General features: G+C 61.3%; 13 protein-coding genes. 5 read left to right on the top strand and 8 right to left on the bottom strand.

Translation table 11 applies throughout. The features are described 5' to 3' along the window. Positions 1 to 69: 69 nt before the first annotated feature. A complete protein-coding gene (ung, locus tag BW979_RS23580) occupies positions 70 to 762 on the top strand; it encodes a uracil-DNA glycosylase (RefSeq protein ID WP_047227983.1) in 693 nt (230 codons plus the stop codon). A 111-nt stretch (positions 763 to 873) separates the two neighbouring features. Here the strand turns inward: ung and BW979_RS23575 are convergent, their stop codons facing one another. The 5 genes from BW979_RS23575 to BW979_RS27985 all read right to left on the bottom strand — a co-directional run bounded on the left by BW979_RS23575 (position 874) and on the right by BW979_RS27985 (position 5,130). After that, entirely contained in the window at positions 874 to 1,911 is a 1,038-nt protein-coding gene (locus tag BW979_RS23575) for an AbrB family transcriptional regulator (protein WP_047227982.1), read from the bottom strand. Further along, complete coding sequence (locus tag BW979_RS23570) at positions 1,904 to 3,418, bottom strand: tripartite tricarboxylate transporter permease (protein WP_047227981.1); 1,515 nt, start codon at positions 3,416 to 3,418, stop codon at positions 1,904 to 1,906. Before BW979_RS23570 ends, BW979_RS23575 begins: the two co-directional genes overlap by 8 nt. Position 3,419: 1 nt before the next feature. Next, positions 3,420 to 3,878 carry a tripartite tricarboxylate transporter TctB family protein gene (locus tag BW979_RS23565; RefSeq protein ID WP_047227980.1) on the bottom strand — a complete coding sequence of 153 codons (459 nt, stop codon included), beginning with the start codon at positions 3,876 to 3,878 and terminating at the stop codon, positions 3,420 to 3,422. Positions 3,879 to 3,935: 57 nt separating this feature from the next. After that, positions 3,936 to 4,913, bottom strand: a complete 978-nt coding sequence (locus BW979_RS23560) for a Bug family tripartite tricarboxylate transporter substrate binding protein (protein WP_047227979.1) — start codon at positions 4,911 to 4,913, stop codon at positions 3,936 to 3,938. Positions 4,914 to 5,004: 91 nt separating this feature from the next. Further along, the gene (locus tag BW979_RS27985; RefSeq protein ID WP_256676726.1) at positions 5,005 to 5,130 is read right to left on the bottom strand and encodes a hypothetical protein; all 126 of its coding nucleotides are present in this window, start codon (positions 5,128 to 5,130) and stop codon (positions 5,005 to 5,007) included. Between the two features lie 235 nt (positions 5,131 to 5,365). Between BW979_RS27985 and BW979_RS23555 the strand changes: the two genes are divergently transcribed. Continuing rightward, positions 5,366 to 6,037 carry a response regulator gene (locus BW979_RS23555; protein ID WP_047227978.1) on the top strand — a complete coding sequence of 224 codons (672 nt, stop codon included), beginning with the start codon at positions 5,366 to 5,368 and terminating at the stop codon, positions 6,035 to 6,037. Continuing rightward, a complete protein-coding gene (locus tag BW979_RS23550) occupies positions 6,030 to 7,421 on the top strand; it encodes a sensor histidine kinase (protein WP_047227977.1) in 1,392 nt (463 codons plus the stop codon). Before BW979_RS23555 ends, BW979_RS23550 begins: the two co-directional genes overlap by 8 nt. A 183-nt stretch (positions 7,422 to 7,604) precedes the next feature. Here BW979_RS23550 and BW979_RS23545 read toward each other — a convergent pair whose 3' ends face one another. Further along, positions 7,605 to 8,426, bottom strand: a complete 822-nt coding sequence (locus BW979_RS23545; protein WP_047227976.1) for an HDOD domain-containing protein — start codon at positions 8,424 to 8,426, stop codon at positions 7,605 to 7,607. A gap of 36 nt (positions 8,427 to 8,462) precedes the next feature. Next, on the bottom strand, positions 8,463 to 9,404 hold the full coding sequence (gene ygfZ / locus BW979_RS23540) for a CAF17-like 4Fe-4S cluster assembly/insertion protein YgfZ (protein WP_076385965.1): 942 nt from the start codon (positions 9,402 to 9,404) through the stop codon (positions 8,463 to 8,465). Positions 9,405 to 9,553: 149 nt separating this feature from the next. Between ygfZ and BW979_RS23535 the strand changes: the two genes are divergently transcribed. Further along, a complete protein-coding gene (locus BW979_RS23535; RefSeq protein ID WP_007930227.1) occupies positions 9,554 to 9,808 on the top strand; it encodes an FAD assembly factor SdhE in 255 nt (84 codons plus the stop codon). Beyond that, positions 9,792 to 10,244: a protein YgfX gene (locus BW979_RS23530; RefSeq protein WP_047227974.1), complete on the top strand. Its 453-nt coding sequence runs from the start codon at positions 9,792 to 9,794 to the stop codon at positions 10,242 to 10,244. The genes BW979_RS23535 and BW979_RS23530 overlap by 17 nt, the downstream gene beginning before the upstream one ends. Here BW979_RS23530 and nadB read toward each other — a convergent pair. Next, positions 10,213 to 11,829: an L-aspartate oxidase gene (gene nadB, locus BW979_RS23525; protein ID WP_076385963.1), complete on the bottom strand. Its 1,617-nt coding sequence runs from the start codon at positions 11,827 to 11,829 to the stop codon at positions 10,213 to 10,215. The genes BW979_RS23530 and nadB overlap by 32 nt on opposite strands. Between the last annotated feature and the right edge of the window lie 417 nt (positions 11,830 to 12,246).

Below are 12,246 nucleotides of genomic sequence, written 5' to 3'. Positions count from 1 at the left end.
GCGTCAGATCAATTGACAAGCCATGTAGGCTTTCCTAGGGTGCGCCCATTGTTTTTACCGGGTGCAACCATGACTGCTGACGACCGTATCAAACTCGAACCGAGCTGGAAGCAAGCCCTGCGTGCCGAGTTCGACCAGCCCTATATGGCAGAGTTGCGTGAATTTCTGCGTCGGGAGTACGCCGCCGGCAAGGAAATTTACCCACCGGCATCGTTGATTTTCAATGCCCTCAACTCCACGCCGCTGGACAAGGTCAAGGTCGTGATCCTCGGCCAGGACCCTTATCACGGCCCAGGCCAAGCTCATGGCTTGTGCTTTTCGGTGCAGCCGGGCGTGCCGGCGCCGCCCTCGCTGGTGAACATCTACAAGGAATTGAAACGCGACCTGAATATCGACATCCCGAATCACGGCTACCTGCAAAGTTGGGCCGACCAGGGGGTGTTGTTGCTCAACACCACCATGACCGTGGAGCGTGCCAATGCCAATTCCCACGCGGGCAAAGGATGGCAGCACTTTACTGATCGGGTCATTGAAGTGGTCAGTGAGCACCAGCCGCATTTGGTCTTTCTACTGTGGGGCGCCCATGCCCAGGGCAAGCAGAAGCTGATCGATGCCACCAAACACCTGGTGCTGACCTCCGTCCACCCGTCGCCGCTGTCGGCTTACCGCGGTTTTCTGGGGTGCGGGCATTTCAGTCGGGCCAACAAGTTTCTTGAGCAACAGGGCGAAGCGCCGATTGATTGGCGGTTGCCGCCGGTTTAATGCGCCCAGCTGACGGGCCCCATCGCGAGCAGGCTCGCTCCCACACTGATTTGTGTGCGCCGCAATATTCTGTGGGAGCGAGCCTGCTCGCGATGAAGGCGCCGCGGACGATCAGACCGAACCCGGCTTGCGAATCCAATACCTGAACAACGGCTCCGCCAGAAACAGCACAAACAGCAGCCGCATCACCTGCAACGCCGTCACCAGCGGTACCGACAGTTGCAGCGTCTCCGCCGTCAGGCTCATTTCCGCAATACCGCCGGGCATCATGCCCAAGGTCAGTGACCGCAAGTCCAGGTGGGTCAGCGTGCTCAGGCCCAGGGCCGCGAGGGTTGCGATCAGCATCGTCAACACCGTGCCAATCAGCGTACGTCCCATGAACGACGGCGCGCGGCGGAAGAACTGCCGGTTGAAATGACAACCCAATCCGCTGCCGATCAACCACTGGCCGATCTGGCTGCCGCCGTCGGGCAGGCCGATGTGCAGATCCCAGCCGATGCTCACCGCCGCACTCACCAGCAACGGTCCGAACAGCCACGGGTTGGGTTGGCGCAAACGCTCCCAGCCCCAGGCGAGCAGGGCGCCTGCCGGGAACAGCAGCGCCAGCCACAGCCAATCCACCGTGGCAGCGTGCTGCACCGGGGCGCCTTCGCCGAGCAAGTATTTGAAAGCGGCCGGTACGCACAGCACCACCACCAGTACCCGCAGGCTCTGGCCGGCAGCGACGCGGCTCAGGTCGGCGCCATTGCGGGCACCGAGGTTGACCATCTCGCCGGAACCGCCCGGCATGCTGGAGAAGAAAGCGGTGGCGCGGTCTTCGCCAGTGCGGCGCATCAGCCACACACTCACCACGCTAGACACGCTGGTGATCAGCGCGCCGAAGAAGATCAGGCCAAAATGGCTCAGCACCTGCTCCATCACCACCGGGGTGAAGTGCAGGCCGATACCGATGCCGACCACCCACTGGCCGCATTTACGGCCGCCAGGGATTTCCATCAGTTGCCACGGTGTGAGGCAGCGCACCAGGATGATCGCCAGCAACGAGCCAACCATCCAGGGCAAAGGCCAGCCGATCAGGCTGGCCAGATAACCGCCGGCCAGACCGACCAGCGGTGTTCCCCACCATTGTCTGAGTGTAGCTTTAGACATTGGCCAGGGCGCGACGTTGAGCCGAGCGACGGCGCCAGATCCGCAACAATGGCATCAGCAGCATGATGACGGTCAATACCCAGCAACCCAGGGTGATCGGGCTCGACCAGAGGATTTCCAGCGCACCGTTGGAAATCGACAGCGCACGACGCAGGTTCTGTTCCATCAGGCCACCGAGGATGAAGCCCAACAGGACCGGCGACAACGGGAAGTCCAGCTTGCGCAGGATGTAACCGAAGATGCCGATACCGATCATCAGGAACAGGTCGAACGTGGTGGCGTGCACCGCGTAGACGCCGATCCCGGTGATGATCGCGATGACCGGTACCAATGCCCAGTTCGGCACGGCCAGGATACGGGTGAAGACGCGGATCATCGGGATGTTGAGGATCACCAGCATGATGTTGGCGACGAACAACGAAGCGATCAGACCCCAGACGATGTCAGGTTGTTGCTGGAACAGCAGTGGACCTGGAGTGATGTTGTACAGCGACAGCGCGCCGATCATCACCGCCGTGGTGCCGGAACCCGGAACACCCAGGGTCAGCATCGGCACCAACGCACCGCAGGCGGCGCCGCCGATGGCGGTTTCCGGGGCGGCGAGGCCACGCTTGTCACCTTGGCCGAACGTACCGCTTGCACCGGCGATGCGTTTTTCCGTCATGTACGCCACGGCACTGGCCAGCGTCGCACCGGCACCTGGCAACACGCCCATGATGAAGCCAAGCACGCCGCATCGCATGTTCACCCAGAACACCGACGCCGCTTCCTTGACGTTGAACATCATCCGCCCGGTGGCTTTCACCGCTTCCTGGCCGCGATGGGTCTTTTCCAGCAGCAACAGAATTTCACTGATGGAGAACAGGCCCAGCACCAGCACGACGAACTGGATGCCGTCGGTCAAATGGATATTGTCCCCGGTGAAACGGTAGACGCCGCTGTTGGCGTCAATCCCGACGCAGGACAGGAACAGCCCGATCAGCGCCGCGATGAAGGTCTTGAGCGGGCGGTCTCCGGCCATGCCGCCGAGACAGACAATGGCGAACACCATCAGCACGAAATATTCCGCCGGTCCGAAGGCAATCGCCCATTTGGCCAGCAGCGGGGCGAACAGCACCATCCCGCAAGTGGCAATGAATGCACCGAGGAACGAACTCCACGCCGACAGCGAAAGGGCGACGCCGGCCATGCCTTTGCGGGCCATCGGGTAACCGTCCAGGGTGGTCATGACGGTGGAGGCTTCACCCGGGATGTTGAGCAGGATCGAGCTGATTCGTCCGCCGTATTCGCAACCCAGGTATACGGCCGCCAGCAGGATCAGGGCCGACTCCGGTGGCAGACCGAGGGCGAATGCAATCGGGATCAGCAACGCCACGCCATTGATCGGGCCCAGGCCCGGCAGCAGGCCGACCACGGTGCCGATCAGGGTGCCGCTCAGGGCGGTAACGAGGTTGTAGGGGGTCAGTGCAACGCCAAAACCCTGGCCGAGATAATTCAGGGTATCCATATCAATTCTCCAGGACGTCGAGCAGGCCCAGGGGCAGCGGCACGTCCATCAGCTTGTCGAACAACAGATAGAGACCGATGGCCATCAGGCTGATGATCACCACGCTCGGCACCCAACGACCGCCATACAGGCGCGCCATCGGAACCCCGACCAAAATGCTGGCGAGGATGAAACCCAGGGGTTCGAAGGTCCCGGCGAATATCAGCAGCAGCACTACGCAGATGCCGATTTTCTGCAGGGTCTCGCGATCCAGTTGCGGATCTTCGTCGCTGTGCACGATGGGCGTCGGACGAAACACCATATAAAGCAGGGCCAGGCTCAGCAGCCCGATCATCAGCAAGGGGAAGGCGCGCGGCCCGACCGGTTCATAGGAAAAGGCTGCCTGGTAGGGCCAGGCCATCAGCGCGAGGCCGACGCAAACCAGCAGCAGCACTGAAGCGAAAATACGTTGGATGAGCATGACTAACTCCTGGGCGGCGCCGCAGTGATGCAGGCGCCGCCGCGAGAACAGAGGCGATTACTGGACCAGGCCAAACTCTTTGGCCAGCATCTTGTAGTCGGCCACTTGCTTCTTCACGTAGGTGTCCAGTTCCGGACCGGTCATGGCGAACGGAAACAGTTCGCGCTGGTCACGCAGCTTGGCGAAGTCTTCGGAAGCCAGCAGCTTGTCGAATGCATTTTTCCACCAGGCGTAGTCTTCATCACTGACCTTCGGCCCGAGGTAGAAGCCACGAACCACTGGCCAGACGATCTCGTAGCCTTGTTCACGGGCGGTCGGGATGTCTTTCATTTCCGGCTCATCCAGGCGCTTCTCGGCGAACACCGCCAGCAGGCGCATGTCGCCGCTCTGGATGTGTGGCATGGAGTCGGAGATGTCCGTACTGCCTACCTGAATATGGCCGCCCAGCAGGGCCGTTGCGATCTCGCCACCGCCTTCGAGCGCCACGTAGCGCAGTTTGCGCGGGTCGATACCGGCGGCCTTGGCGATCAGCGCGGTTTGCATCCAGTCCTGGCTGCCCACGGTGCCGCCGGAACCGATGACCACGGAGCCTGGATCTTTCTTCAGTGCCTGTACCAGATCATCGAGGTTCTTGTAGGGCGAATCGCTCTTGACCGCGATGGCGCCATAGCTGGTGCCAACGGCTGCCAACCAGCGAACGGCGTTTTCGTCGAAACGCCCGAATTTGCCTTGGGCCAGGTTCAGCAACGAGCCACTGGACCAGGCCACCAGCGTGCCGGCGTCGGCCGGGCGCTGCGCGACCACTGCGTTGTAGGCCACTGCACCGACGCCGCCGGGCATGTAGGTCACGCGCATCGGTTTGGTCAGCAGTTTTTCGTTCACCAGGGCGCTTTGGGCCAATTTGCACGTCAGGTCAAAACCGCCGCCAGGCGCGGCCGGGGCGATGCATTCCGGACGCTTGGGTTCGGCGAGCAACTGCCCGGCGAACATCAGGCAACCAGCGGCCAGGGCTACTTTACGCAGTGATAGGTTCATTTTTGTCTCCACAGGAGTTGTTGTTGTGTGTTGCACATTTGCCGTTGTCGGACCCTTCGGGAATCGACAGCGGGCCATCAGGAGCGATAGGTCACGTGGCGTAGACGCACAGAGACGACGGTGCAAGACCGGCGAAAGCGGCGGCGCAAGTGAAGGCGATCTGGTTGAGGCGGGAAGGGCGAGCAGGCGTCGGGGCCTGGGGCTGTATGGACAGCATGGTGAATACTCCGCTCTATTGTTCTTATTTGGCGAAAACGCTTCGGGGCGTTTTTCGTTCGCGAGGTGCCTCGCGACCGGCAGTCGAAACTTGCCGTTGGAGGACTGTAACCGGCCAACCTTTCGCTAACCTTTCAAAAGCTTTCACGATGTTTTTGGCTTCACAGAGGTGGATGCGGCTGTAAACTCCGCGCCACAGAATGGTGCCGACCATCCCTGAATCGAGGTGAAATCCAATGCGTGTCCTGCTCGTCGAAGACCATCTCCAGCTGGCCGAAAGTGTAGCCCAGGCGCTCAAGAGCACCGGTTTGACCGTGGATGTGCTGCACGACGGGGTGGCGGCTGACCTGGCTTTGAGCAGCGAGGAGTACGCGGTCGCGATTCTCGATGTGGGGCTGCCACGCATGGACGGTTTCGAGGTGCTGGCCCGGCTGCGGGCCCGCGGCAAGACCTTACCGGTGTTGATGCTGACTGCCCGTAGCGACGTCAAGGACCGGGTTCATGGCCTGAACCTGGGTGCTGACGATTACCTGGCCAAGCCGTTCGAGCTCACGGAGCTGGAGGCTCGGGTCAAGGCACTGTTGCGCCGTAGCGTATTGGGGGGCGAACGCCAGCAGCGCTGTGGTGGGTTGATTTATGACCTGGACACCCGCCGCTTCACCCTCGACGACGAATTGCTGACCCTGACTTCCCGCGAGCAGGCCGTGCTGGAGGCGTTGATCGCCCGGCCAGGGCGGGTGATGAGCAAGGAGCAGCTTGCGGCCCAGGTGTTCGGCCTGGACGAAGAGGCCAGCCCCGATGCCATCGAAATCTACGTCCACCGCCTGCGCAAGAAACTCGACGGCCATGCCGTGGCGATCGTGACATTCCGTGGCCTCGGCTACCTGCTGGAAACCCGCGATGCATAAGCCCGACAGTTTGCGTTGGCGACTGCTCTGGAACCTGGCACTGCTGTTGGTGGTACTGATGCTCGCCAGCGGCCTGAGTGCTTACTGGAACGGTCGCGAAGCCGCGGACACGGCCTACGACCGCACGCTGCTGGCCTCCGCCCGGACCATTGCCGCCGGCCTGTCGCAACGCGACGGCAGCCTCAGCGCGGATGTGCCTTACGTGGCCCTGGATACCTTTGCCTACGACAGCGCCGGGCGTATTTACTACCAGGTCAATGACATCCACCAGAAGCTGATTTCCGGCTACGAAAACCTCCCAGGTCCACCGCCCGGTACGCCGCGTACCGACGATTACCCGGCCCTGGCGCGCTTTTATAACGCCAGCTATCAGGGGCAGGATGTGCGGGTGGTGAGCCTGCTCAAGGCGGTGAGTGAACCGAACATGAACGGCATGGCGGAGATTCGCGTGGCGGAAACCGAAGAGGCGCGGATCAGCATGGCCCGCGGCTTGATGGCCGACACACTGTTGCGCCTGGGTATGCTGGCGGTGGGCGCGCTGCTGATGGTGTGGTTCGCCGTCAGTGCCGCCTTGCGCCCCCTGGAGCGCTTGCGCACGGCGGTGGAGGAGCGTCAGCCGGATGATTTGCGGCCATTGCCCCTGGTGGAGGTCCAGCATGAACTCTGGCCACTGGTGCGGGCCCTCAACCATTTCACCGAGCGTCTTCGCGGGCAATTCGAGCGTCAGGCGCAATTCATCGCCGACGCCGCCCATGAACTGCGCACGCCTTTGGCTGCGCTGAAGGCCCGGCTCGAGCTGGGGCTACGCGCCAGCGAGCCGGCAATCTGGCGTGAAACCCTGGAAACCGCGGCCCAAGGCACGGATCGGTTGACCCATCTGGCGAATCAGTTGCTGTCCCTGGCGCGTGTCGAAAATGGTGCCCGGGCCATCGCCGAGGGCGGCGCGCAGTTGCTTGATCTCAGCCAATTGGCACGGGAGCTGGGTATGGCCATGGCCCCGTTGGCCCATGCCCGTGGCGTGGCGTTGGCTTTGGAAGCCGACGAACCGGTATGGCTGCGAGGTGAGCCGACCTTGTTGAACGAGTTGTTGAGCAACCTGGTGGACAACGCCCTGGCCCATACCCCATCGGGCGGCAATGTGATCCTGCGGGTCACAGCGCCTGCGGTGCTTGAGGTCGAGGACGACGGGCCGGGCATCCCGCCGCATGAGCGAGACCGCGTGTTCGAGCGCTTCTATCGACGCAATCAGCAAGTGGCCGGTTCGGGTCTGGGGTTGGCTATCGTCGGTGAAATCTGCCGTGCGCACCTGGCGCAAATCACGCTGCATGATGGGCAGGAGGGTGGTTTGAAAGTTAGGGTGAGCTTTATCCCCGGTTCAGATTGAACCCGAGCCAAGCCCTATTGTGGCGAGGGGATTTATCCCCGCTGGGCTGCGAAGCAGCCCCAAACTGGCGATTTAGGTGTATCAGACAGAACGCCAGGGGCCGCTTCGCGCCCCAGCGGGGATAAATCCCCTCGGCACAGGTTCAGTGCCTGAGCTCAAGTTCGGGGGCTTGAGCCTGGTTGCTTAATAAAACATCGACCGCGCTTCTTCGATCTCCGCGCACCGGGCTTTGTTTTCCGGGTCGATGCCCAGCTTATTGAAGGCCGGTACCCCGAAGGCATCGATCCTGCCCAGGGGGTGGTCGGAGTCCTTGTAGCAATACAACGCAGCTACCTGCACCAGGTCGACGTAATCGAGTTGCTTCGAATCTCGGGTGAAGTCCAGATACAGCCCCGGCAGCTTCACCAGTCTTTCTGGAAACTCCCAAACACTGAGCAACTTGTCTCCCAGCACCGGGTGAATCGTCTCGATGACGTGATTGAGACTGACCGGGTCAGACAGCAATTCATTGTTGTCTTCGGCGTAGGTGAGAATCGGCAGTACGCCGATCTGATGCACCAGCCCACCCAGCGCGGCCTGATCGGGTTTGAGTTGCGTATAGATCCGGCACAACGCATAGCAGACACCGGCGATTTCCAGGCTTTTACGCCAGACTTCGCGCATCTTCTGTTCCACCACTTCGGAACGGGCATGGAAAATCTGCTCCATGACCAGGCCGATGGCCAGGTTGCTGCTGTAGTTGACTCCCAGCCGGGTGATGGCTGTGTGCAGGTCAGTGACTTCCTGGGTCGCACGCAGCAGTGGGCTGTTGACCACTTTTATCAGGCGCGCCGAAAGCGCCGTGTCACGACCAATCACCTTGCTCAGGTTGCTGACGCTGATTTCCGGGTCTTCGGCGGCCCGGCGAATCTGCAGGGCCACTTCCGGTAATGTTGGCAGAACCAGGTCATCGTTATCGATGGCCTCCACCAAATCCCGTTGGACCTTATCCGCCAAATCGCTCATTTCGTTTCTCTAGGGTATTACGACAAAATGCTGCGATCAGCGCTGGATTTCGCGGTCGCGGTCCAGTTCGTAAGGCAGGTCGAGCAATTGCAGGCCCGGGCCTTCCAGCGCGCCGAGGTGCAAATTGTCATCTTCTGCAGCTTCGGCCTGTACCACCGCCAGCAGTTCAATGTTTCGTTCGGCGTGAGCGGCCATCACCACTTCACCGATAGAACTGCCGTGCGTGGGTGAAAATAAGGGGGTGCCAGGCTCGGGCAGTTCACCGGCATCCATTTGCAGCCGATACAGGCGCCGCTTGAGTTTGCCCAGGTACTGCATGCGGGCGACGATTTCCTGGCCGGTGTAGCAACCTTTCTTGAAGCTCACGCCGCCAACGGCTTGCAGATTGAGCATCTGCGGAATGAACAGTTCGCGGGTAGCCGGCATGACCTGGCCGATCCCGGCGCGGATCTGACCCAGCAGCCACTGGTTCAGCTCGCCCTCGGTCAACTGTTCGCGCAGCCGGGCTGACAGCGGGTCGGCCTGTTCGGCGGGCGCCCAAAGTTCGGCGCGGTTCGGAGAGACGCGAATGGCAATCAGGCCATCATGACGAACGACGCTGTCGGTCTCGGCCGGCAGCTCAAGGCCCAAGGCTGCGAGCGCCGTGTCGGCGTTCTCCAGGCCGAAGCGAGCCCAGGCGGTGCTTTCATCGGTCAGTCTGGATTTGGAGAACACGGCATACTTTTTCAGGTCCGCCAGTTGCGGTTCGAGCAATTCGCTGGCCATTGCCATCAGTACACCATCGCCTTCGAGCAGGATGCGGAAACTCGATTGCATCCGGCCCTTCTGGGTACAGCGGGCACCGAGGCTGGCCCGGCTGTCGCTCAGGTAGTTGAGGTTGCAGGTCAATTGGCCTTGCAGGAATTTGCCAGCGTCCACGCCGCGGACCGCGAGAACGCCTTCGTGGGACAGGGTGCAGAAAAAAGCGGAATCAGCCATGGGTCATCGCAGGGTAAAAAGTCTGGTGGACATCATAAGGGGGCGCCCTTGAAATGGGTAGTTCACAAAGGATCGGTGGTGCCTGACCCGAGCCGTCTGTTCCATCGCGGTGGGGCCTGTATACTTGCGCTCTATTTGAGGAGCGCTCCATGGTCGAAGATGTTGAACTGAATCGCCTTTACTGGCACAGCCGCCGCGGCATGCTTGAGCTTGACGTGTTGCTGGTGCCGTTCGTGAAAGAAGTTTATCCCCACCTTAACGACGTCGACCGTGCGTGCTACGTGCGTCTGCTCGAGTGCGAGGATCAGGACATGTTCGGCTGGTTCATGGAGCGCAGCGAATCCGAAGACCCGGAGCTGCAGCGCATGGTTCGGATGATTCTGGACCGTGTCCAGCCCAAGTAATCGCTTTGAATGCCGCTGGCAGGCTTCCGGGCAACTGCTGGCGGCCTATCTCCTGGCCCAGGCCTTTGCCTTGGGTTCGTTGTTGCTGTTGTCCGTCCCGTTCTGGTTAATCAGCCTCGGCGTGCTGCTGTGCCTGGCCCATGGTGCCTGGACGCTACCGCGGCATCTATTGTTGACCCACCGTCAGGCTTTTTGCCGGTTGCGTCGTGACGCCGATGGCTGGCAGCTGTGGAACAGGGCATCTGGCTGGCAGGCGGTGCAATTGCGCCCTGACAGCCTGGCATTGCCGATGATTATCGTGCTGCGTTTTCGCCTGCGGGGGGAGTGGCGGGTCCGCTCGCTGTGTGTGCCCCGCGATGCGCTGGCGCCGGATCTGCATCGGCGCCTGCGGGTTCGGCTCAAGTTCAGCCGGCGTAGGTGGGCGGCACCAGGATAGTGTCCAACGCTTCGGGCAGCAGGCCCGGGTAGTCGAGCGTGTAGTGCAGCCCGCGGCTTTCCTTGCGTTCCATGGCTGAACGAATCATCAGTTCAGCGACCTGGGCCAGGTTGCGCAACTCGATCAGGTCGCGGCTAACTTTGTAGTTGCTGTAGAACTCATCGATTTCATCCAGCAACAGCCGCACCCGATGCTGCGCCCTCTGCAGGCGTTTGTTGGTGCGCACGATGCCGACGTAGTCCCACATGAAGCGCCGCAGTTCGTCCCAGTTGTGAGCGATGATCACATCTTCGTCTGAGTCGGTGACTTGGCTGGCGTCCCACGAGGGCAGGGTGGATGGGGCGGCGATCTGCGGCAATTGCTCAAGAATGTCCGCTGCCGCCGAGCGGGCGTAGACGAAACATTCCAGCAACGAGTTGCTGGCCATGCGGTTGGCGCCGTGCAGGCCGGTGAAGCTGGTTTCGCCAATGGCATACAGGCCCGGTACGTCAGTGCGCCCCTGTTGGTCGACCATCACCCCGCCGCAGGTGTAATGCGCCGCTGGCACCACCGGAATCGGTTGCTTGGTGATGTCGATGGAAAACTCCAGGCAACGCTCGTACACCGTGGGGAAATGGCTCTTGATGAATGCTTCGGGCTTGTGGCTGATGTCCAGGTAGACGCAGTCGATGCCCAGGCGCTTCATTTCGTGGTCGATGGCCCGGGCGACGATATCCCGGGGCGCCAGTTCGGCGCGGGAATCGAAGCGCTGCATGAAACGCTCGCCGTTAGGAAGTTTCAGGTGAGCACCTTCGCCGCGCAGGGCCTCGGTGATCAGGAAACTCTTGGCCAGCGGGTGGTAGAGGCATGTGGGGTGGAACTGATTGAATTCCAGGTTCGCCACCCGGCAGCCTGAACGCCAGGCCATGGCAATGCCGTCCCCGCATGCGCCGTCGGGGTTGCTGGTGTAAAGGTAGACTTTCGCGGCACCGCCGGAGGCCAGGATCACGAAGCGGGCGCCGTAGGTGTCGACCTCCCCGGTGCCACGGTTGAGCACGTAGGCACCCAGGCACCGATCACCGTCTAGGCCCAAGCGTTTTTCGGTAATCAGATCGACCGCGACGCGTTGCTCCAGAAGCTCGATATTGGGCCGCTGGCGGGCTTGGGCCAGCAACGTCTTGAAAATCGCCGCACCGGTGGCGTCGGCAGCGTGAATGATGCGCCGATGGCTGTGACCGCCCTCGCGGGTCAGGTGAAACTCGAAACCACCGTCTTCGGTACCGGATTGCTCGTCACGCGTGAAGGGGACGCCCTGGTCGATCAGCCACTGTATGGCTTCCCTGCTGTGCTCGACGGTGAAACGCACGGCTTCTGGATTGCACAGGCCGCCCCCGGCATTGAGGGTGTCATCGACATGCGATTCAATAGTGTCGGTGTCATCCAGCACGGCCGCGACGCCACCCTGGGCCCAGAATGTCGAACCGTTGGCCAGGTCGCCTTTGCTCAGTACTGCGATGCGCAGATGCTCAGGCAGTGTCAACGCCAGGCTCAATCCGGCGGCGCCGCTGCCGATTACCAGAACATCGTGTTGGAACTGTTGGCTCATTCGAAAGGTTTCCGCTCAAAACGACCCGGGTCGGGGTTGGCGCAAGACATCCGTTTCAATGGGGTCAGGCAGCCATGCAGCCCACTAGTATATAGAGAGGGGGATCGGCACAATAGCGGCGTATTCATGGCAATGTGAAACCAGAATGACACAACCGTGACGCTTCGTCGGATCACGATTTTGGTGGATGGGCGACAAGGCGACCGTTTCGAGGATGAAAGGCTGTTTATCTCGTCAGGGTTGCTCGATGTTCCACACACAAGGCTATAAATAGTTGGAACTTTTGCCGAGCGACTGGGTTCAATAGACGGTTGTCTGCAAAAGGGAACAGCGTCGGGTTGGTGCAAGATTAGGATTTGAATCTTTGCCGACAGGCCCGGCGACAGATTATTCGCGCAGCCGGGGAATCTCGTGCTG

This window comes from Pseudomonas sp. A214 (assembly GCF_900156295.1).
In the GTDB taxonomy this organism is placed as follows: domain Bacteria; phylum Pseudomonadota; class Gammaproteobacteria; order Pseudomonadales; family Pseudomonadaceae; genus Aquipseudomonas; species Aquipseudomonas rhizophila.
The sequence above is the reverse complement of the archived record's forward strand: the minus strand, read 5'-3'. Positions and strand labels throughout refer to the sequence as shown.

Bases quoted from the DNA above. Each gene is read 5' to 3' on its own strand.
- ung (WP_047227983.1), top strand. From the start codon at position 70: ATGACTGCTGACGACCGTATCAAACTCGAACCGAGCTGGAAGCAAGCC.
- BW979_RS23575 (WP_047227982.1), bottom strand. From the start codon at position 1,911: ATGTCTAAAGCTACACTCAGACAATGGTGGGGAACACCGCTGGTCGGT.
- BW979_RS23570 (WP_047227981.1), bottom strand. From the start codon at position 3,418: ATGGATACCCTGAATTATCTCGGCCAGGGTTTTGGCGTTGCACTGACC.
- BW979_RS23565 (WP_047227980.1), bottom strand. From the start codon at position 3,878: ATGCTCATCCAACGTATTTTCGCTTCAGTGCTGCTGCTGGTTTGCGTC.
- BW979_RS23560 (WP_047227979.1), bottom strand. From the start codon at position 4,913: ATGAACCTATCACTGCGTAAAGTAGCCCTGGCCGCTGGTTGCCTGATG.
- BW979_RS27985 (WP_256676726.1), bottom strand. From the start codon at position 5,130: ATGCTGTCCATACAGCCCCAGGCCCCGACGCCTGCTCGCCCTTCCCGC.
- BW979_RS23555 (WP_047227978.1), top strand. From the start codon at position 5,366: ATGCGTGTCCTGCTCGTCGAAGACCATCTCCAGCTGGCCGAAAGTGTA.
- BW979_RS23550 (WP_047227977.1), top strand. From the start codon at position 6,030: ATGCATAAGCCCGACAGTTTGCGTTGGCGACTGCTCTGGAACCTGGCA.
- BW979_RS23545 (WP_047227976.1), bottom strand. From the start codon at position 8,426: ATGAGCGATTTGGCGGATAAGGTCCAACGGGATTTGGTGGAGGCCATC.
- ygfZ (WP_076385965.1), bottom strand. From the start codon at position 9,404: ATGGCTGATTCCGCTTTTTTCTGCACCCTGTCCCACGAAGGCGTTCTC.
- BW979_RS23535 (WP_007930227.1), top strand. From the start codon at position 9,554: ATGGTCGAAGATGTTGAACTGAATCGCCTTTACTGGCACAGCCGCCGC.
- nadB (WP_076385963.1), bottom strand. From the start codon at position 11,829: ATGAGCCAACAGTTCCAACACGATGTTCTGGTAATCGGCAGCGGCGCC.